Origin of the sequence: Haladaptatus pallidirubidus, from assembly GCF_020700235.1 — an archaeon.
GTDB lineage: Archaea > Halobacteriota > Halobacteria > Halobacteriales > Haladaptataceae > Haladaptatus > Haladaptatus pallidirubidus.
In genome coordinates this window covers 82,737-104,015 of record NZ_CP085307.1, presented here as the reverse complement: position 1 = coordinate 104,015, position 21,279 = coordinate 82,737, and the positions used below count along the sequence as shown (strand labels likewise).

Genomic DNA, 21,279 nt, shown 5'->3' with positions numbered 1-21,279 from the left:
GTATTGAAACGAAAGGACGAGACTACTGCGATCCGACGGATGCGTTCGTGTAGTCTGTCGCGAGAGCAAAGCTCATGACTGGATGTGCCTTGAATCCTTGAACGTTACTCTTCATCCCATAGCTGTTTTTCAAGTTATATGCTGGAAGATGTACTCGATCCTCGAGGAGTTTGGTGATCGCCTCGGTGTAAAGCTTCTTCCGCTCTTTCTTGCTTGCCGTCTTTCGGGCGTTCACAATCTGGTCATTAACGCCGTTGTAGAAGGTTCCGTCAGTCGAACCATGCGCGTCTTCCGTGAAGAAGTAATATGTAAAGGCGTCAGGATCAGGCGTTCCCGACCAGCCCAGCGTGTACATGTTGTAATCGTTGGGGTCACCCGAGGAGTATTTATCGAGGAACGCACCCCAGTCGAGTCGCTGGACGTTCGCGTTGTACCCGGCCTCCTTCAGGCCGTTCGCCACTGTGACGCCCAACTGTTCACGCTTGTCGTCTGGCGGCACGATGATGTTCGCGTTCCAATTGTCTGGAACTTTATCGGACTCATCAAGCATCGTTTTTGCTTTGTTAATATCCTTCCCGTGGGCGATACTCTTCCACTTGTCAACTGGGAAATTCCATTTCTTGGCGATTTGCGCCGGCAGCGGACTGTACTGGCGAACGCCGGTTGGTTCGACGAAGTTCGAGATGGCTTGATCCATGTCGAAGCAGTAGTCGATTGCTTCCCGAACCTTGGGGTCGGTCGTTGGGCCGTTCTTACAGTTGAACGCGAGATAGAAGTAGCCCATCCCGACGACCGACTCGATGTTCGCGTCGCCCATATTCTGCACTTGTTTCCAGAGTTTTGGTGGGATCTCTTCGATGACGTCGCTCTCACCGGTCTGCAAACTTGTTAGCCGCGTAGTCGGTTCCTCGATGGGCTTGTACTCCACTGCGGCAAGATTTGGTTTCGGCTCACCCCAGTAGTCCTCCCAGCGCGTGATTTTGGCCATCTTCCCTTCTTGCCAACTATCGAATTTAAAGGGACCCGAACCGACCGGCTTCTTTTTGTTGAACTTCTTCTTGTCCTCTTCGCGAACTTTCTTAGGAACAATCGACCACGTCAGTGTGTTCAGGAAAGGACCATATGGGTATTTGAGGTCAAACTGAACTGTTCGGTCGCCTTTCGGCGAAATGGAGTCAATCATGTTCAACTCCGCAGCGTTCTCAGTTTCTTCTTTGACTGGCGCTTCGAACGAGTATTTCACGTCCTCGGGTGTTACCGGATCACCGTTGTGGAACGTGACCCCTTCCTGCATCTTGACGACGTACGTCTTTCCGTTGTTCTTAACCTCCGGCTCGCCGGTTGCTATGTTTGGGACAACGTTGATACCAGCATCGTACGTGTACAGCCCTTCGAATACGCGGTCTGTTACCTGCGTTGATGGAACGTCATTCAGAACGATTGGATCGAACTCCAGCGGACTTTTTACTTGGGCGAGGGTCAGCGTGCTGCCGCTGTTCGACTGCTGACCTCCTGAATTCGAGGGATTATCGTTTGAACTTCCACTACAGCCAGCAAGGGAAGTAATTCCAAGTGCTCCGACTCCCTGAAGGAGACGGCGCCGTTTTATCTTATCAGGTATATTTTCCTTTGTCATCTTATGAGTCACCAACGCCAACGTTTGACATTCTCATAGGCCGAAGGGATACTATATAAGTATTTATAATTTAATATCAGATATTTTGATTTCAATAATATATTTCAAATTACAGTATAGAAGGTAATATTTGTCATGATAATAAATAAAATTCATATCTAGAATCTATAAATATTCAATAAACACTACTCAGCCGCCCGATTATGGATTATTTCAATAGTATTATAAAAGTAGTCATCTGGAACCGGCGCTACATTTGATCCAACTTAATTATAAATAATATATGCGCCATAGTAAATGGATACTATGAGTTCGGAAGCGAGGTACTATAAAAGAGATCGATTTTATCTCAACTGATGGTTATTTTAGTTTGTAACACATCGTGATACCAGCAAAATCTTTAGATTACATGTCCGAACCATATCTACTGCACTACCGTCTGCAAGCACATGGCAGGCGTCGAAAACGCAACAGAGAACGGCACGCTGACAGCGTTCCCACCGGACGACAACGACGAAGACGAGTGTATCAGTGGTCCACATACTGGCTACGACAAGTACGGCAACGTCGATCACACATACTGGCAGTGTGATGGGTGTGGTGCAGAAGCCATACGGAAGGGCACATTCATCGACTACTAACCTACTCACTGCTTCCATTTATATCACGCCAAACGACGCTGTCCGATGTGGCCGCCTAGCGAACGCTCAGCGAAAGTGCCGATGCAGCGACCGAGGATACTCCTGAAACACCAGCTATCTTTTTGGTGAAGCGGATCATGGATTAATGTTCACCTCCTGATGAATCGCTTCGACACCTCACAGTACTAGTCTTCATCAATAGCCCAAAATAGAACTGGCAAAATAGGAAAATGGATCGTCTTGTAATTAATCAGATGAGGAAGTCCGGTCGACAGGTTCCTTCTCAACGGGGAAGAAACAGGCTGCAGAGTGATCGTCGGCCACTGTCGATTCAAGATGAGGGTTCGAAGCTCGGCACTCATCTTGGGCTTTTGGACACCGCGGTGCGAAGACACACCCGGACGGGAGTTCGATTGGGTTCGGTGGTTCTCCGTCTAGCGTGACTCGCTCGCGATCAATGGATGGATCCTTCTCGGGTGTCGCCGAAAGCAATCGTTCCGTATAGGGGTGTTGTGGTGCCTCCACGACACGGTCAGTCTCGCCAATTTCGACGATCCGACCCAGATACATGATCGCCAGTTGGTCAGAAACCTGGGCGAGACTCGCCAAGTCATGTGAGATGTAAATAATCCCAATGTTTTCTTCGTCAGCAAGCGATCGAAGGAGGTTGAGAAGGTTAACCTTCAATGAAACATCGAGCATCGACGCTGGTTCGTCACAGACCAAGAAGTCGGGGTCGAGCACTAGCGCCCGAGCGATTGCGACACGCTGACGTTGTCCTCCCGAGAGTTCGTGCGGATACTGGTCGAGGAATTTCGAGGGTGGTGTCAACCCGACTCGTTCCAGGGTTTCCCGAACTACCGCTTCACGATCAGTCGGCGATCGGTCGTGGATTTTGAGCGGTTCGCTCACGAGTTTCCAGACAGTCATTCGCGGATTGAGCGAATCGAAGGGGTCCTGAAACACGATTTGGGCTTTTTCCCGGAACTGTTTCATTCCACCTTTTTGATACTCCTCTGCTGACTTCCCGTCGAACAGTATCTCACCACCAGTCGGTTCCTCAAGGAGTGCGATCGTCTCCCCAAGCGTCGATTTTCCACACCCACTCTCACCAGCGACTCCGAGTATCTCCGATCGAGAGACGGAAAACGAAACTCCATCAACGGCTCTGACCTTGGGTGGTTCGTTGCCTCGGAATTGGTCTATCAGCGACTGACTCTGTGAGTAGTGTTTTTCTAGATCCGAAACCGAGAGGATAACGTCTTGCTCCTTGTGGGTATCCTCTCTAGTGGTTTCGACGCCCCACGTCTCGGGTTGGCGGGCGTCACGTCGGATTTGCGCGGCCCGATCGACGTGATGACAGGCCGAACGTTGATTTCGATTCGGTAAATCAACGAAATCCGGATGGGACCCTTCACATGTTTCGTCGGCAAACGGACAGCGGTCAACGAACGCACATCCCGTCGGTGGGGTGTTCAAGTTCGGTGGTGATCCGGGAATCGATACCGCATCATCCGTTCCGGATTCGATCTCCGGGAACGAATTTTTCAGCCCCATCGTGTACGGGTTCGTCGGATTGATGAGTACGTTACCTGTGCTCCCTTGTTCCATCACCTTCCCGCCATAGAGGATCGAGAGTTCATCACAGGTCTCGGCGATAACGCCGATTTCGTGCGTGATGAGCAGTAACGAACTATCGACGCGTTCTTGACCATGCATCACTTCGCCAATCGCGATTCATGTGTTTGTCATTCTCGAGGTGCCCTCTCTACTGAAATGATCAAAAATAACCACTCTGGAAGAAGTTCGGGGAGGAAAAAACGACGCATTGGACAGGCACGACTCTCGGATCCACACAGCACACGAAAATGACAGGACGATTGTGGTGAAAGTGACGCGAGAAGCGCTCTTTCGCCAGAAATCCAGCCGCTGAAGCAGTCGGCTAACCACTTTCACCACGGTGTTGGCGCATGGTTATGGCAGCTTCTGTCGAATGGTCACTATGGCTCATACATCAGAGATAAGGATAGTAGAATTTCCCCTCCTAAGGGCTGCATCCGCCACTGCAACCGGTGACAGGACAAACAGTGCCTCTAAAAAAGGAGCGGATACGGAATCGGACGAGTGTGACTGTGCTGAGCTCAGGGAATTCCCGTGTTGGGAGTGTGTACGAACGGGACGGAAAGACCTGCCAAGCGATTCTGAATAAATTTTCTCTCCTTCCGGACATCGATATCAATCATAGACAGTGGACTCGGCTCGTAGCACAGCAGCAGTGTACTGTGCGATCATCAGTCCGTATTCTTGAGCCGGTCGTGTGGTCGAGAAGGTAGTAGGGTCATTGTGATGAGTTGACCCTCCCATACTATGAGGTGATATCGAACGGAGGTTCAGCTTCCGGTGGAAGCGGCGTTTCGTAACTCTGCTCACCAGTTGTTTCATCGAACTCCTCGTTCGCTCTATCGACGATATCTGGGTGTTTGAGCAGTGAGTAAGCCGTTCCCCCTAGAACTTTCGCAGCGTAGACGGCACCTTTCTGTCCGAAATCACCGTTGGCTGCAGTTGCCTGCCACGTGTGAGCCGGCGTTCCTACCGCCCACGTCGCTGCTCGGAACTGGCCGGTCGGCGTGATCCAACTCACGTCGCCCACCTCAGTTGATCCTCCTCCAACGTCACCCTCCGCATGCGGTGGAACTGGTATGTCGTAGAGCCCAGTCTGTTGGATCTCATCTACATACTCCTCGGGGACGTCTTTGAGACTCGCATCAATTTGCTCGCCCGCAATCGTTTCTTTGAGGTCTGCTGCAAACGCGTGGTCGTCATCTGAGTAGCCAATCTTTCCGAGTTCTTGCATGGTCTCCCAAATGACAGCAGTCACGGTGTGGTTGGGAAGATAGTCCCAGCACCCAGTGATGTATCGGTGTTCCACCTCCGTCTGGGTCATCGCCGCCGCACCTCCGGCGATATCGGACAACCAGTCGCTAATGCGTTCAACTTCTGCACGCGTGGGAGCGCGGACATAGTACCAGACAGTCGCTTCTGCAGGTACTACGTTCGGAGCGTCGCCGCCGTCCGTGATGACGTAGTGGACGCGGGCCTTCTCGGAGATGTGTTCGCGCATATATTCTACTCCGGTGTTGAGCAGTTCGACAGCGTCGAGTGCACTCCGACCGGATTCTGGTGACGCAGCGGCGTGAGCAGATACGCCTTCGAAAGTGAACTGGATCGAGTCGAGTGCGAGTGATCGGTCGAGCGTAGGCGTACTAAGATTTCCAGGGTGCCACGTTATCGCCGCATCGAGATGATCGAATGCACCGTCGCGAGCCATGAAGACCTTGCCAACAAGCGTCTCCTCCGCTGGACAGCCGTAGAACTCGATGGTTCCGTCGATCTCACCGCGTTCGATAGCACGCTTTACACCGATTGCTCCGCCGACACCTGCGACCCCAAAGAGATTGTGACCACAGCCATGTCCTGGCGCACCCTGCTCGACGGGATCGTGCTCCGATGTTACCTTTTGGGAAAGATCCGGGAGTGCATCGTATTCGCCGAGAATGCCGACCGTCGGATTACCACTACCGTAGGAGGCAACAAATGCTGTTGGCATCTCACCGAGTTCGACTTCAATGTCAAATCCCTCCTCCTTCAACCGGTCTATGAGCACTTGCACCGATTGCTCTTCGTGAAGACCCAATTCTGGCGTCTCCCAGATGCGTTGGGCCATTGATATCAGACGCTCTCGGTCGCTCTCGATGTCTTCGAACACGTTCGCCTTCGTCATGCCTTTCCACTCGCATGCCGCGATCATCAACGTTCGGCTCCCTACCGGTCTTCACCGCTTTTTCGCGCAAAAAGGAAGGACTTAGGAGAGATTTGAACTTGCGATCAGCTCCTACAGAGGAGGTGCGCTGCTTGCCTGAACTACAGACATCCCTACTATCTAGATGTTCCCGACAAATTCACCATGGACTAAAAATATTCATCATCCACAATCTCCCGATTCCTGCAAATTGCTGTCAGCACGACGGTCTGTTGATACCAAAATTGCTGTTCGACTTCAGAGAGGCCTAGTTATCGTTCCCAACCTTCGTCACCATCCTGACGTTGTGCTTCTAGGCGTTCTGTTGCCAATGCAATCCGTTCGAGTGCACGGACTGCTCGCCATACCAAATAGAACGTCAACGCCGACGATGCCAATCCAACCCAGAGCAGTGGTGAACCTGCAATCAGAACACTGTACAGGAGAGTAATGATCGCTACAACGATGAGGCCAATTTTGTATATTGGTCTTCGAGTTTCTATAGACATACTTCTAATATTCTTTGTGAGATTATATTTTGTTCGACGAAAATGCAACCAATTATTCCCAATTCAACCCCGACACGGCTCTTCTCTCAAGTAGATACCCATGCAATGGTTTTTGCCTAAAGGAACACTACAAGAGCAAGTCCACCAAGAAACAGGATTCCAAGGCCACCGAAGAGCTGCATGAGTCGTCGATACGGAATCGGCCGTTCTAAAGAATCACCAGTCGTTGCCCCAATTGCCCACACAAGACAGCCGAGACAGACTGCTGTGAATCCCCCAACAGTCGCTATAGCACCACCACTCTGCCAATCGATTCCGCTTGTCCAAATCGCATAAAGCGACCAAATGGCCCACGCTCCAACAAACAGTCCAAGCGGGGTTCGCGGTGATCGGTATTCGAAGTTCATCATTGGTTAGAAGAATGGGTCCTGCATTAATAATTCCTACTTGAGAGGTAGAATTAATTGCTCTTCACTCGGGTCGTCGATAAAGGAACTACAACAACTGAAGAGACTATTATGATACGATTGTTCATCGATACAACTATTCCTCACCCATCGCGAAATTCGGTTCCTCGAATGAACAGCAGATAAACTCCTCAAACCCCTAGAAAGCCCGACAGGGTTGCTTCAACAACTGAATTCATGGTCACCCACGTGGTAATGAATGTCGACAGAAAGACCCCAATCAGCAATCGGTTTCGCTCCGTCTTAGTGAGATGGCTTGTCATTATAGGTGGCTTATTGATCGATTTGAAACTATTTGATTAATTGATCTTAGCCTATATCGAAGCAATGGTCACAAGCGAAACACCGATAACAAATCCAACACCGCTTCCCAACAGATTCGCAGCGATACGAGCTGGAGTTGATTGAAAGAGCCCAATTTCTGTGTAGAGCTTGTCAGCAGCGAATGTGAATACAAACAGACCAGCAAGCACAATTGCGATACTGAGAGCGTAGCTGAGAATGGACATCATACATCTCTTATTCATCTATTGGTAAAAAATAATTCGAAAATTATCATACTTGGCATTGATTCTAAATATGCTACCCAGTTTTCACAAGCGACCGCTACTCCGGTCGAATCCAAATCACGCGACGAGCTTCAGGCCACTTCTTGCGAAACCCGTCGTTTTCATGGAGACGGCTGAGAACGTTAGGAGAATGTGCGAGGAATCGGCGTGTTCGGCGGAGTAGTTCAACGCGTTAATTCTCTACACATATCCTAACTGGTAGCCAAATCAGTAAATCTCTCTCCTGTAGAAGGAAGATAGGCACTTCTACGGCTCAGACAACGAAAAAAGCTGACCGATTCGATGAGTGCTCGCTGATTGTAGTGATCGGCGTTCAGCCTAGCATTGTGCGCGTGATCGATCGGCGGCATATAGCCGGATGTAGCCGAGGCGGGCACTGCCGATGGCGTTGAGCGGGGATCCTCGTCCGCGATATCACCGCTCATCGCGGCCAGATATGGAAGTCGGAGAGCCGTACAGCCGCCTAGCTCGCTTCCTCGGAGGCGATCTGCTCAGCGAGCTCGACGATCAATCCTTCAGGACCGCGGATATAACAGAGCCGATAGATGTCCTCGAAATCACTGACCTCGCCGACCGTGTCAAAACCTTTGTCTCGCAATCCGTCGACGATCGTGTTGAGGTCATTGACCTCGAAAGCGATATGCCGAAAGCCCAGCCGGTTCGCCGGCAAGTGGTGCGCGCCCTCATTGTCGGCCGGCGCATGGTACTTGACGAGTTCGAGCTTGCCGCTGCCGTCCGGTGCTCGCACCATCACCACTTCCGCTTGGACGCCGTCAAGTCCGTTGATCTTGTCCACAGACTCGCCCTCGACCAGCGCCCCGCCCTCGCGCTCGAATCCCAGGGCGAGGAAGAACGCGGCCACGGCGTCAAGGTCATCGACGACAACACCTACATGATCGAAACGCAGTATCCCCATATCATTCACTCCTTAGACGTTCTACTCTATAATCCCTCGCAGGCGTCTAGGTACCGCTGACATACGAGGGAAGGTATATACGAATAGCTACAAAACCACGCCTATGTGTTTCTTCACGTTCAGTGATCCCTTCTTTACAACCACCGGATTAGTGTTATGAGTTGGAATGGCAGAGGACCATCTCGAGTCATCCTCAAGTACTATCTCTACCAGGCCACGGTTACTTTTGGATTAATCTGGCCGATCCTCATCCTGTTTCTTCGCAATCAGGATCTCACCTTCTCGCAGATCGCGCTCCTAAACACGATCGCCATGGGCGTGACGCTCGTGGGTGAGCTTCCGGCGGGCTGCCTCGGGGACTATATCGGTCACCGAAAAAGCCTGATAACCAGTTCCCTCCTTCTGAGTGGTGCCTGCGTCGGATTCGTCCGCAATGGAACCCCATATGCCTGTTTGAGGGCCAACACCTGCGAGTACAGATGACACTCCTGTGGCAGCCTCACCGGTCAATGTCGTCGCGCAACTCGTGGACACGAGTTCATTAGCGTCACTGTCAGGCAACGTATATCTTCGAATTGGAAAGCAGTGACCACTATCAAAGGCGACGTCCCTACGGCGAGACTTCGCTATCTATTCCCAGTGCAGGCATAGAAGCACTCAGCAACTTGTTCGCCGCTAATAACCAAACAATATTTAATATCAGAAATATATTTTTGGATAGATATATTGCTGCGAGAATTAGTAACTTAAAGGGGTGCTTGGTTGCTCCACGCGACGAGCAGGTATCTTGTCGAACATTGCCCACACTTCATCGTCGCCGTCAGTCCACTCAATGAGACGCGGGCCGTCTTGTGTCTGCCCCTCATCAATGCAATTGCAGACAATAAGTGACATTTCTGGTATCTCAAGTTCCAACGCATGTACCGCTGTGCCATACATCGGGTCAAATACGATATTCATTAGTAGGTATCCTTAAAAACGCCGCCGCACCGACACCGCGCCGACTCCACGAACAGTTCACACTCCAGCTTCTGTTTCAAGCTGCCGCCCGATGTCCATGTTCTCAATCTCAAACGGGTCATAGGGGTCACACCGACCTTGACGATCAAATCAAGCCACAGGTCGTGATTTTGTTGCCATTTGCGTGCGAGAACCACGAGTATAAGAGGTATTCGCTTTGTATATCTCATGCTGGTTCCTCGGATAGTATTATTTCCTGTTTGAGTATTACAATCGTAATCTCGAACTCATGGCGCCGATTGTTCACCTCACAGATATTTTCGATGCACACACCAGTTGAAGTTACTGCAAACGAGTTATCCACGTTTAAATTAACGTGAGGGCCATGCTAGTCGGGAGAATATGCCGGGCATTGGCTACTCGATTTGTGATGAGCGGGGGTATCTTCAAACAGATGGCCTGCACGTGTCCGCATCACGTCCACCGCAATGCCAACTGCAAACACATGGCTGCTGTCGAAATCGTGACTGACGGCGGGACGTTTGAGGCATTTCCGTCAGAGGACGGCGACAAGAACAACGAGACTAATAAGAACAAATCGAAGGAGAATTGTGAATAGCTTCTCAATTCTGATTACATTGCCGTAAGTTAGTTTATCATGTATTCTAACACTTGTATATGGACGACTACCCACCGACATCTATTCTTCTCCCGACCACAACTTGGAACTCTGTATGTGAGGAACTAAGCGCACAATTAGGCGATGAAGACGAGCTCCTCATCATTTGCGACTCAAAAAACGACCCTATTGCTGATCAAGCGCCCTCGCTACCTGACCAGATACAAGTGTTGTTTGCAGGTAGTCCACGGAGCTGCTCCGGAAAAGCGAATGCAATTGCGACAGGAATGAACGAAGCATCACATCAACGACTCGTGTGGACAGATGATGACTTCCACCATCCACCAGACTGGCTGTCACAACTTCACCAGGACTACAATAGAAACGGCCCCGTTACGGAACTACCGTTCTTCATCGGGGAAGACACGCTGGCACTACTGCTAGAGCCAGCATATGCGTTCGGCGGGACACTCGGAGTATACCTTGGAGATATCGTCTGGGGCGGTGCCGTCATGTTTGAACGAACTGACCTCAATGAACCCGCATTCTTGGGCAATCTCCAGCAAACCATCAGTGATGATGGCCTACTTACCGAATATCTCGACGTCACACCACTTCGACGAGTTCGAACCGTCCCTATCGGTGGGAGTTTCCGCCAAACACTAGAACGCCACACCCGCTTCTCTCAGATTGTGCGGTACCACGATCCGAAAGGGTTCGCTATAATGTGTTTCACCTCAGCGATAACATTAGCTGCGTGTCTTCTATTCCCGATCCCAGCACTGGTTCTGTTGACGCTATTGCATATCACTATCTATCTCTCAGTCGGGGTGAAACGGTGGACAGCACTTCTCGCGTATCCGTCTGCCCTTGTTCAACTCCCACTGTTTCTGTATGGTGTCTCACGAAAGTCGTTCGTGTGGGCAGGCCGTAGGTATGAATGGCGGAGCAAATTTGATGTCGCTGTGTCTGAGAACTGAATTTTGAAGTTGAAACACCGATGACTGGCCTTGTTGAAAGTCTCAATCGATGATCGGTTTCAGGAGTCGTGCTGATAAGCACGATTGGTCAGTATATGGATGAATTAGAGATGAATAAGAAATGGCGTATAGTTATCTCATTCCTCTCAATCTCGGAGGCGTCCTATTCTTTTTTGCAGAGAATCTAATTCATACTCACCGCTTTGGCCCAGTGACGGACGGATTCACGGTCAAGTGAAACAGGCGGAATAGCGTTTCGTGGAGTAGGATCCCTTCTGATAGCCGTTGGTGAGCAGAGAGCCGCTCACCACCAAGCGTATCCGATACCCACCGAGCGGTCACAGCAGGAAACTCCGAATCACGTATCGCCGTAAGAATGTGATCGTCAGCTGTTTCCTCAGTATACTGACCTGAGTATCGCGCTCTCACATCTGTCATTGCAGCCGTCAAATCATTATCCGTTATTCGAATCTATCTAAAAATTGATTGAGAGAACATTCAATACGATGCGTTTTCTGGTGAACGCCTTAGAATGAATAGCGACCGGTCTCTGCTCCACAGACTCCACAATAATAGACCAGCTCATTATCCGTTGTCTCGGGCTCTGCCGACGTCCGTTCGCCACAGGCAGGACACTCACGACGGATCTCCGTTGGTCCTTCTTCACGCGGTGCACCCAGTGCAAGCACTTTGAGCCGAGGACTCTCATGATTCATCCCCTGCTGCCATTCACCTGGTGCAAATCGTATTAATTCGCCTTCATCAACTACTACATCGCCATCTTCAGTTTCAAATGTCGCAGTCCCTGCAATGACGTAGAACACCTCTTCTTGTTCATGGTGGCGGTGATAGCAGTCTCCGATGGTCTCGCCAGGTGGTACCTCGTAATAGTTGATCGCAACATTGCTTGTATCGAGTATCTCCGAGAGCGGGTGGAATACTTTCCCCGCCGTTGCCCGAGAATCTTCGTTCCCTATGCGTGTTGTCTCCATTCGTTTGGCTCCTGTTGGTCTAGATGAGTTGAGGCTGGCGGTGTGCAAATAGGTGAGGGTAGTATCATAAAAGTGGCACACAGTTTCCTGTGTACTATCTATCAGACATGCTCGTACCAAGCCTATCAGAACCTGCCTATCAAAAATCTAAAGACCAAGACACTGCCGAGACGGCACAGAAACGCGCGCAGTGGGAACAATTCTCCTTCGACGTTAAAGCCCTTGGAATGGTCAACGTGACCAATGAGAGTCACAAGAACCCTGCTAAGCATCAATACGTTGTCACGTTGGACGACGTGACGGGCGACGCAATGGCGTGTACCTGCTCACACCACGTTCACCGGAACGCCTTCTACAAACACATGACTGCGGTCGAAAACGCAACTGACGACGGGTACTTGATGCGTTTCTGTCAGAGGACTGCGAAGACGATGCTGAACTGGCAGAGTGCGACTGTGACGGCCTCAGTAGTTTCCCGTACTGTCCATGCGTGAGAGCAGGACGGAAGGAACTACCGAACTAACCACTGCTCCCGCCTTTTTATCCCTAGTACGGCAAGTGAAGGTCTAGGAGATCACCGACCAACGAACGCTCGCAAAAGATAATACTCCAATAATCGACGATGCTCCTGAGACACTGACGACTTTACTCGAGTAATCAGGATACCTCCCGAGAGACTTTAACGCCGATCATGGATCTATTGATGCTATACGAGATAGCTGCAAAATCCGCTGGTATTGGTGACTAGCAACAGATACTGCCTCGATACAGAAGACAAAGCCAATCCGTACATTCAACTGAGTGTGCTAAAGGTTAGCACCACACTCAATTGTCAGCCGAATCGATGACGGTTGGCAGGGAGAATATACAACATGAATACAGTCGAACGATGGAAACAGGAGAAACATCCGCTCGACGTCATCGATGACGTTCACTCATATGCCCAAGAGGGTTTGTCTTTCGATGATATCGAAACCCGTGCCGGTGAGGGAGAATGGGAACGGTTGAAGTGGGCCGGACTGTACAGGCACGGCCAGCATCGGGGTTACTTCATGCTTCGAACAAAGGTCCCTGGCGGCCGTTTGACTACCGAGCAGGCCGAAGTTGTCGGCGAGGTTGCGGAGGATTTCGCAACAGCACCGCCAGAGCACGGTGGTGAAAACCAGAACGTGGTTTGGGGAGACGCCTACCTCGATATCACGACTCGACAAGACATCCAGATGCATTGGATCGAAATCGAGGACATTCCAGAGATCTGGCGACGATACGACGAAGTGGGTCTCACAACCGTGCAGGGTTGTGGAGACGGTGCAAGAAACGTTCTGGGCTGTCCCGCTGCGGGCCTCTCAAATCACGAATGTTTCGATGCCCAGCCAGTCATCGACGCAGTCTCGGACTTCTTCACCGGCAATCGTGAATATGCGAACCTGCCACGGAAATTCAAGATGACGATCACTGGCTGTCAAGAGGATTGTGCGCAGTCCCAGATCAATGATATCGGATTAACACCAGCTCGAAGGCAAATCGACGATGAGGAGTTATACGGGTTCCACGTAAAGGTCGGTGGCGGCCTCTCCGACGGCCCACGAATGGCATCTCCTCTCGACGTGTTCGTCCGTCCTGAGGATACTGTCGAGTTCTGCCGTGCCGTTGCACAGGTATTCAAAGAGCTTGGTGATCGTCACAATCGCGGCGTTTGCCGGATGCGCTACCTGGTCGAACAGCTCGGTGTAGAGAAATTCGAGGAGGCGGTCCGTGACCGATGTGACGTCAGTTTATTCTGTCGTGGTGTCGATCTCGTCGAGGGCTACACGGGTGATCATGTGGGGATTCATGAGCAGAAGCAGGACGGTCTGCAGTATGTCGGTTTTAACGTCATCGCAGGGCGTATGAGTGGCGACGAGTTCGCATCGGCAGCGCGAGCAGCGCAGGAATACGGTACCGAGGACGCAACAGTTCGTCTGGCTACGGACCAAAATTTCCTGATCACACACGTTCCCGAGAACCGTATCACAGCCTTGACCGGTGAGCCGTTCGCGAAGGATTACCAGCCTAATCCTGGACCGTTCTCTCGCGGTGCCGTCGGTTGCACTGGGTCCGAGTTCTGTAACTACGGCATCATCGAGACGAAAAAGCGCGTTCGACGATGGGCTAAGGAATTGGACGAACGGATCGAGACGCCGGACGACCTGAACGTGGTTCGAATGCACATGAGCGGATGTTCTGCATCGTGCGCTCAGCCGCAGATTGCAGACATCGGCTTCCGCGGCGAGACGGTGAAGGTTGAAGACTCCGAAGAGTCTACAAACAACGAGGGCGACTCGGTCGTTGAGGGGATGGACTTCGGCCTCGGCGGTTCGTTGGGTACGGATAACGAATTCATCGACTGGGTGGAAACCTCGGTGCCTGCGAATGCGGTCATTCCTGCCCTTGAAGAGCTCTTCGAGGTTTATGTCGATGAACGGGACGAAGGCGAGCGATTCTACCAGTGGCATCGTCGCGTCGGCAACGACCGACTGCGCGAGCTCATGCAGCGTGCTGACGCACCCGTTTCGAAGGGGGTGGCACACGATGACTGAGCGGCGACCGCACGCCTCAAACGCATCTTCATCGATGGATGAATGCTGCAAGGACGGACAGTGTACGTGTACAACAACTTCGGACTCACCGAGTAGTGCCAAGCGAAACGAAATGGATGAGGATCTGTCCGAACTCCGCTCCGATGGCGGCAGCAAACCTAGCAACGTCGATAACGACGGGAATCTCGGTGACATCCAGTTCACTGACCCCACGACTGAGAAGAGTCAAAATGTAGATGACCCTGATGAGAATCCCACGGCCAAACCTGGCATACCGGAGGGCATCGAACTGGACACGCCTGGATACTCAATTCGGAGTGAGATGAATGACATCGATACCCCGGACGATAAAACGTGGTTCATGGAGTTGGATGAAGCAGTCATTCAGGAAGATCGGTGTATCCAATGTGGCACGTGTGTTGCCGCGTGTCCGTCCGATTCTATCGGCATCGGTGACGATGACTTACCGAAATTGGTGAAGATGTGTACTGGGTGTTCGCTCTGTTGGGACTTTTGCCCCCGCGGTGGTCTTCGGTACGAACGGCAGTGGAAGATCACCGGCGGAGACGATAACGTATCGGGTGCCGGGGATCCGATTACGGAATTTTCCGCAAAGGTCACGGACGACTGGCGCGAGCATTCTCAAGATGGTGGGGTGGTTACGTCCATCCTCATTCACCTCCTCGAAGCGGGTGAAATCGACGGTGCGCTCATCGCTACTGAATCTGACGAGGAACCTTGGAAGGCCGAGAGTTTCCTCGCAACGAGCCGTGAGGAACTAATAGAGAACGCAGGGAGTTTCTACAATCAGACGATGGCGATCGGGAATTTAGACATCGATCAATGGAAGGATCAGCTTCCGGACAAGGACCCAGAGGATCTTTCTCTCGCGCTCGTTGGGACGCCGTGTGAAATCGAAGGGATTCGTGCGCTCCAGGATTTCGCGTGGGACTATCAGTCTCACGAGGAGGGAGTACGTGCGATCGATTACACGATTGCGCTAATGTGCACGAAAAATTTCAACTACGAGAAGCTCATTGGGGAACAACTCGCAGAGAAACGAGATATCCAACCCGAGGAGATCGGCAAACTCGACGTTCTCGACGGGGAACTACGGGTTTACGACCACGGCGGGGAATTGGTATTCTCGGAGTCGATCAAAAATTTCCACGATGCCGCACTCAAGGGGTGCGACGAATGTGCCGACTTCACTGGCTACTGTGCGGATCTTACCGTTGGTTCCGTTGGAAGCCCCGATGAGTACTCTAGCGTCATCATCCGAACTGAAACCGGATTAACGGCGTGGAACGTGACTGAGCCCGATCTCGAATACGAGGATCTCTACAATCGGAGTGCAATCGGAAGGTTACAGAGTTGGGATAAAGACAACGCGTTCTCATCGTTAGAACGCCCATTCGATCCGGACGCACCGCGATTCATTGAATATACAGATCATGCTGAATCGTATGGAACTGAACGCAATCCACACGAGGCAGATCACTAACTGACGACGGCGTTATTCATCGATTCCCGTAGACTTGTTAACGTCATCGAAGCATGCTCGGTAACAGGTTGGTGGTACAAATGGAGTCACGACGTTCGCCACGTGACAAGGTCTGATTTGAGGGGCTCGAGCCGTAGCACTGGAGAATTAGATCGTCGAATTCCGCGCTGATTCGGCTCATAGGTGGCTGAGACGTATGTTTTCCAAGCTGGGACTGCGACCCGGGGAAGATAGACAATATTTAAATTAGACCGATTCAATTGAACCACCGTGTCAAATTACGATCGTATGGAATCAATGTCGCCAAGAGGAAATCGGTATTAACAGAGATGGTAGACGAGCAACGCAACGTTATCACGGGGATGCCTGTGAACAGAGAATACGATTTCGAGGAGTACTACCAGACGGACGTTCCGAGGTACATCCAGAACGACGACGAACTCGACCGCATGCAGGCGGATATCCGCATGCGAAAGATAACCGGGAAACTTCCCCGATTCTTGCTCGGTGGACCGACGGGATGTGGTAAGACACACTGCGCACGCTACTTGGCCTCTCGCTTAGACGCCCCACTCATTACGATTCAGGGGAAATACAGCCTTCATGAAAGCGATTTGCTCGGTTCACCAGCTCTCGTCAATGATCAAACGGTGTGGAACGACGGACCGCTCACCAAAGCGTTGCTCGCGAGCCGAGAGGGACTGGTTGTTCTCCTGCTTGACGAAGTGAATCGAATCCGGCCCGAAGCCAAAGGTGTTCTATTCAGCGCCCTCGATGACCGGGGATGCGTGGAACTCGATGGTCGAGGCGGAGAAATCGTTCAAGGAGACCCGCAGAACCTAATCGTGATCGCGACGGCCAACGAAGGGCCAGAATACGTCACAGAGCGTCTCGACAAGGCCGAGCGACGGCGGTTTGGTAACAAGTTTTCGGTCACCTATCTCGGGCTGATCGATGTTGAGAAAGAGGCACGTCTGGTCTCTGATCAGACCCCCATATCGTTGCCGTTAGCTCTCGAGATCGTCAAAACGGCGAATGATATCCGCATGCAAGCCCATGACGAAAACAGGGCGGCGATAAACGCTGGCGTTCCCACGGCGATGGTTCTCTCTTGGGCGCGCTCCGCCTACGCGTATCACGACGCGGGTCTTGACGATCCAGCGGTCGAAGCAGCACGTGACGCCGTTCTCCGCCCGTTTTACGACAAGAAGCGTGCCGCACAGGAACAGGCCATGCAAATAGTGAAGGACCGACTCTCCGGAATACCCGTCGGAAAAGATGCAGTCGAATCCTGGCTCGCCGACGAACAAAGAATTGTGAAGGGGAGCGGGTACGCGTAACTCCCGTTCAGACACGAACTCGAGGCAATTACAATGGTGTTACAGGAAAACGACGTGCTCCGAAATCTTCTCCAAACGCTCTCAAGCGTCCACACCGATGGCAAAAGCCTAGACGTGGTGTTCGCCGACCGCTCGTTCGTCGTCGATGAGGACACGGTTGCCGTTTCGACTGAAATCGACGCTGACGTGGAACTATGCGAGGCTGACGAACTACGGTTCGTCGTCGACGCGCTCAGTCACCAGGCTTGGCGTATACGTCTCGGAGCCCGTTCCGAGTTCAAGAAGTTCGTGCGCGACTATCCGGCAGCTCCGCACGTGGCCGGTGTCGTGCGGAGTTTAGTCGAGGATGTATACGTTGACGAGCAGCGGACAAATGAGTTCAAGGGATTGCGACAAACCGTCGCGTTCAAAGCCGACATTATCATGGCCGATGACGACCGACATCCGCCGTTAGATACGCTTCCCCGAGAAGCGGCGCTGGTTGAGGGTGTCTATCAACTCGCCTTGGCTGGGCACGTAAAAGGAATCGCGGCAATAAATGGCGACGATCGTGCGTTCCTCGGTCAAACCCGCCACCACCTTGTAGAAGCTAGAAGCGAACACGACGCGATGCGACGACGAGAGCGAGCGCGTCACGTGACCGATGCGCTTCTGTCACGGGTCGCCGTCCCGAGGTTTGCTGACGAGTACGCGAAGGATGCAACATTTCCCGCTGACTTCACTCCCGATGTTCGTAATGTCACTCATAGCGCAACCGAACCGATAACTGCGCGTGCAGTTCTGGGTGATGCGCTAAGAGATGTCTCCTCAACTCTTGTCGCCGTTAGCGTCCTATTCGCCAGCGGCGTTCTTAGCGCGATACATCGGATAATTGGCCGACTCCGAGTATTCGCTCTCCTAAGGTGGGTAGCGAAAAAGTCCGGCGTGCTCGGGGCGTGGCGCTGGCTACTCAGTACGTTAATCCCTGGTCCAATCAGTCGTGCCAGCGAGGAGGAACAACGCAATGCGACTGCAGCCGCGCTATATCGTCGACTCGCCGCGGCGGGACACTCTGCGGAGGGTTTCTTGACTGCCGATGGAACCTTACCGCATAACGTCGACCCCGAAACGGTTCGACCGGAACGTATTGATGTCGACGCGCTCCGCGCGGTTTCGCCAGAGGCCCTCGAGACGCTGAACCACTCCAACCTCTCTAAAGTGGACTCCCCTCATGCAGACAGAAGCAAACTTGAGTCGGGCGACGCAGAGAAAGAGATTACAGCGACCGTGGATACAATGACGGACTTGGCTACCGAGGGAACGGCTGCCGACTGGTACCGATGTAATCACTGTTTGTATAGACAGCCGGACGTGAACACCGGATATCAGGGGCGTGAGCTGCAACGAACGGAACGACCCGCAGAGAACGATATCACAGTGCGAAGGACAGCCCGCGACGCGCGAGCGTCGACGCAATGCAATGCATCAGACGTCAGGATAGAACTTGACAAACGAGGACTTCCCCATGAGATAGAGAAGGCGTTCTCCGTGTTTGGGACACGCACCGTCGAGCGAAGGGGTTGGCGTGGCGAGCGTCTCGACGTTCGAGCGGCCGTACGACAGCGTGCTGGTGCACCGTACCAACAGGATGTGTATCGTCACCGGCAGCAATCCAACGTCAGCGATCGAACAATCGGCGTCGCGATCGACTTGAGCAGGAGTATGGATATTTTCGAGGCGAAAGTCGCCCTGGGCGCGCTCTTCAGAGCCACCTCCGTAGTCGGCGATAATATTGTTGCCAGTGGATTCGGAACCGATAGAGAAAACGGGAACCGGATTAAAACACCGCTTGTAACGGCCCCAAACGAGGCGTTTCAGTGGCGTCACTTGAATGCTATTAGCGAAATGGATGATACACCGACTGCCTCGGGAATTGAGGACGTCCGTGATCTTCTCAAGAACAGCCGGGAGCGGATACTCATTGTAATTACAGATGGGAAACCGAATATTCCGCTCAACGGAACGACGCCGAATCGAGAAGAGGCGGTGGCGGACGCAAAAGAACAGGTTCGAGAGGCCCGTCGTCATCATAACGTCGTTGTCATTGGCATTGGAATCGGCAACGAAATAGATGAAGGAACCCTCCGGGAAATGTTCGGACAGAGGGGATATGCGCTGGCTGACCGATCGAACCTCACAGAGCGACTCGTTGACGTGTATCGCGATCAAATCGAGATCGGTCGTTGAAGTGATAGTATTTAATACTTCCAAGATCTCATCGTGAGCAAAAAATTAGTATGATACGAAATACGACCCTACAACGGACAGGATCACAATTGCGCTCACATAAGCGTCCTACGACTCGCACGGTTGGGAGCAATTCAGTTCGACAGTGCGCCACGAGTTGATCCACGCCTGGCAGTATCACGAGTATGGCGAAGATGACAACAGGGTGACGTTCATCCGATAGATGGACATGCTCAATACCTCGCGGCACTGCGAACGTTTCGCCGCGCCGAAGTGGTAGCTCGTTTGTGAAGACTGTGGTGGCCAGATTGCCCGCTATGGACGCTCGAAGACCGCCCGCAACCCAGAACAGTATAGCTGTAACACGTGCGGTGGATTAATCCACGTCGAGGAGTGCGACGGTCACTGACCGATTCTCGTTTAAGCAGTTCACGCGATAAGAAACAGATACGTGGAGGATTTTCGCGGGTGACTGCTTTCTGTATAAATTTATTCTATCATCCGTGCTTCGGGCTTTGAGCCAGTTTTGGTTAGTAGCTTATACCAGCTCTCTTACTTCCATTTCTGTCTGACTGGCGACTATCTTTGACGTTTTGCTCGGTAGCGTCTCCTATGACCGTGAGACACGCCAGTTCGATATACTTCACAGTGAGCGTCGAACGTCTGAGAAGTGGTATGCTGAATACAGAGAGTATAGTCAATACGTGGTTTCTATTAGATTCTGAGGATTTCAACGGAGCCAGGGTTTCAAATTCAGCGGCGTAATTCTACTATCCAGGTCCAAAGGCCGCGATATCGGCTCCTACTGTCGCCAGTGCGTCGGCGGGGTTTGGGTCGCTGTCGGCCAGATGCGTGTATTGGTGTTCCGAGATGCTCGACAGTGCCGCTGTGACGGCTTCACTGTATGTCTCGACGCCCGGTTCCGTCGGGTCATCGCCACCCCAGACGTCTCGGATAACCGTCATCGAATCGATGCGCACTTCCAGCCTGCGTGGCTCGTAGCGAGCGAACAGTTCGGAGAGCCCAAGCTGGAGGGCAACGTACTCGGCGGTGTTGTTTCCCGTCCTGGAACCAACGGGTCGGCCGAGACGGACAAGTTGGTCCTTCGCAGCGTCCATGATGACAGCGCCCGCACCTGCGGGGCCAGGGTTGCCGCGTGAACTGCCGTCGACGTAGAGGACGAATGTGTCGCTTTTCGGCTCGGAGACGGGTGGCCGGGTGAGTCCCGACGCTAGCAGACTTTCGAGCGCGCGACGCAACTCGTCTGGGGTGGTCGCGGGGTCGAATAGACCGCCGTAGCCGGGGACAGCGTCGTCGATGGCGTCGGTGGCGGCCGCTACCTCGTAGCCGACGCCCGCGAGTACCTCGTCGACGAGCGTGGCGAGCGGCGAGAGGTGTTCGGCCGGGAGGCGGTCGCCGGTCACGCTACTTTCCCCTTCGGGCTTCGATTCCGGGCTCTACCCTCGCTCCCTGATGATCTCGTTGGCTGGTCACACCACTGCATATAGGTCCTCGGTGGTCAAGCGGGATAATATCTTCCGG

General features: G+C 52.4%; 18 protein-coding genes and 1 pseudogene. 9 read left to right on the top strand and 10 right to left on the bottom strand.

Annotated elements, in window-relative coordinates; translation table 11 throughout:
• Positions 1–22: 22 nt before the first annotated feature.
• The gene (locus tag LIX15_RS30185; protein ID WP_227779107.1) at positions 23–1,636 is read right to left on the bottom strand and encodes an ABC transporter substrate-binding protein; all 1,614 of its coding nucleotides are present in this window, start codon (positions 1,634–1,636) and stop codon (positions 23–25) included.
• A 449-nt stretch (positions 1,637–2,085) separates the two neighbouring features.
• Between LIX15_RS30185 and LIX15_RS30180 the strand changes: the two genes are divergently transcribed.
• The gene (locus tag LIX15_RS30180; RefSeq protein ID WP_227779106.1) at positions 2,086–2,277 is read left to right on the top strand and encodes a DUF8118 domain-containing protein; all 192 of its coding nucleotides are present in this window, start codon (positions 2,086–2,088) and stop codon (positions 2,275–2,277) included.
• A 246-nt stretch (positions 2,278–2,523) separates the two neighbouring features.
• Here LIX15_RS30180 and LIX15_RS30175 read toward each other — a convergent pair.
• The 6 genes and pseudogenes from LIX15_RS30175 to LIX15_RS30155 form a co-directional block, all read right to left on the bottom strand.
• Positions 2,524–4,008 (bottom strand): annotated as a pseudogene (locus LIX15_RS30175) (dipeptide ABC transporter ATP-binding protein); the annotation flags it as partial.
• Between the two features lie 634 nt (positions 4,009–4,642).
• On the bottom strand, positions 4,643–6,058 hold the full coding sequence (locus LIX15_RS30170) for an amidohydrolase (RefSeq protein ID WP_227779105.1): 1,416 nt from the start codon (positions 6,056–6,058) through the stop codon (positions 4,643–4,645).
• A gap of 290 nt (positions 6,059–6,348) precedes the next feature.
• Complete coding sequence (locus LIX15_RS34100) at positions 6,349–6,585, bottom strand: DUF8066 domain-containing protein (RefSeq protein ID WP_486327142.1); 237 nt, start codon at positions 6,583–6,585, stop codon at positions 6,349–6,351.
• Positions 6,586–6,701: 116 nt separating this feature from the next.
• Positions 6,702–6,995 carry a hypothetical protein gene (locus LIX15_RS30165; protein ID WP_227779104.1) on the bottom strand — a complete coding sequence of 98 codons (294 nt, stop codon included), beginning with the start codon at positions 6,993–6,995 and terminating at the stop codon, positions 6,702–6,704.
• Positions 6,996–7,366: 371 nt separating this feature from the next.
• The gene (locus LIX15_RS30160; RefSeq protein WP_227779103.1) at positions 7,367–7,564 is read right to left on the bottom strand and encodes a hypothetical protein; all 198 of its coding nucleotides are present in this window, start codon (positions 7,562–7,564) and stop codon (positions 7,367–7,369) included.
• Between the two features lie 520 nt (positions 7,565–8,084).
• Positions 8,085–8,537 (bottom strand): VOC family protein, encoded by a 453-nt coding sequence (locus LIX15_RS30155; protein WP_227779102.1) that lies wholly within the window; start codon positions 8,535–8,537, stop codon positions 8,085–8,087.
• A 156-nt stretch (positions 8,538–8,693) separates the two neighbouring features.
• On the opposite strand from LIX15_RS30155, the gene LIX15_RS30150 reads away from it, so the two are divergent.
• From LIX15_RS30150 to LIX15_RS30140, 3 genes are all read left to right on the top strand, one after another.
• Complete coding sequence (locus LIX15_RS30150) at positions 8,694–9,020, top strand: MFS transporter (RefSeq protein WP_227779101.1); 327 nt, start codon at positions 8,694–8,696, stop codon at positions 9,018–9,020.
• Between the two features lie 907 nt (positions 9,021–9,927).
• Positions 9,928–10,116 (top strand): hypothetical protein, encoded by a 189-nt coding sequence (locus LIX15_RS30145; protein WP_227779100.1) that lies wholly within the window; start codon positions 9,928–9,930, stop codon positions 10,114–10,116.
• A 59-nt stretch (positions 10,117–10,175) separates the two neighbouring features.
• Positions 10,176–11,096 (top strand): glycosyltransferase family 2 protein, encoded by a 921-nt coding sequence (locus LIX15_RS30140; protein WP_227779099.1) that lies wholly within the window; start codon positions 10,176–10,178, stop codon positions 11,094–11,096.
• A 527-nt stretch (positions 11,097–11,623) separates the two neighbouring features.
• On the opposite strand, the gene LIX15_RS30135 is transcribed toward LIX15_RS30140, so the two are convergent.
• Positions 11,624–12,088 carry a cupin domain-containing protein gene (locus LIX15_RS30135; protein ID WP_227779098.1) on the bottom strand — a complete coding sequence of 155 codons (465 nt, stop codon included), beginning with the start codon at positions 12,086–12,088 and terminating at the stop codon, positions 11,624–11,626.
• A 107-nt stretch (positions 12,089–12,195) separates the two neighbouring features.
• Between LIX15_RS30135 and LIX15_RS30130 the strand changes: the two genes are divergently transcribed.
• The 5 genes from LIX15_RS30130 to LIX15_RS30110 all read left to right on the top strand — a co-directional run bounded on the left by LIX15_RS30130 (position 12,196) and on the right by LIX15_RS30110 (position 19,737).
• Positions 12,196–12,582: a hypothetical protein gene (locus LIX15_RS30130; protein ID WP_227779097.1), complete on the top strand. Its 387-nt coding sequence runs from the start codon at positions 12,196–12,198 to the stop codon at positions 12,580–12,582.
• Between the two features lie 378 nt (positions 12,583–12,960).
• Complete coding sequence (locus LIX15_RS30125) at positions 12,961–14,667, top strand: nitrite/sulfite reductase (protein ID WP_227779096.1); 1,707 nt, start codon at positions 12,961–12,963, stop codon at positions 14,665–14,667.
• Entirely contained in the window at positions 14,660–16,171 is a 1,512-nt protein-coding gene (locus LIX15_RS30120; protein ID WP_227779095.1) for a Coenzyme F420 hydrogenase/dehydrogenase, beta subunit C-terminal domain, read from the top strand. Before LIX15_RS30125 ends, LIX15_RS30120 begins: the two co-directional genes overlap by 8 nt.
• 329 nt (positions 16,172–16,500) lie before the next feature.
• On the top strand, positions 16,501–17,511 hold the full coding sequence (locus tag LIX15_RS30115) for an AAA family ATPase (protein ID WP_227779094.1): 1,011 nt from the start codon (positions 16,501–16,503) through the stop codon (positions 17,509–17,511).
• 33 nt (positions 17,512–17,544) lie between these two features.
• Positions 17,545–19,737: a VWA domain-containing protein gene (locus LIX15_RS30110; RefSeq protein ID WP_227779093.1), complete on the top strand. Its 2,193-nt coding sequence runs from the start codon at positions 17,545–17,547 to the stop codon at positions 19,735–19,737.
• Positions 19,738–19,765: 28 nt separating this feature from the next.
• Here LIX15_RS30110 and LIX15_RS33525 read toward each other — a convergent pair whose 3' ends face one another.
• Both LIX15_RS33525 and LIX15_RS30100 read right to left on the bottom strand, forming a co-directional pair.
• Complete coding sequence (locus tag LIX15_RS33525) at positions 19,766–20,056, bottom strand: cupin domain-containing protein (RefSeq protein WP_368410764.1); 291 nt, start codon at positions 20,054–20,056, stop codon at positions 19,766–19,768.
• Between the two features lie 451 nt (positions 20,057–20,507).
• Complete coding sequence (locus LIX15_RS30100) at positions 20,508–21,161, bottom strand: ribonuclease HI family protein (protein ID WP_227779092.1); 654 nt, start codon at positions 21,159–21,161, stop codon at positions 20,508–20,510.
• Between the last annotated feature and the right edge of the window lie 118 nt (positions 21,162–21,279).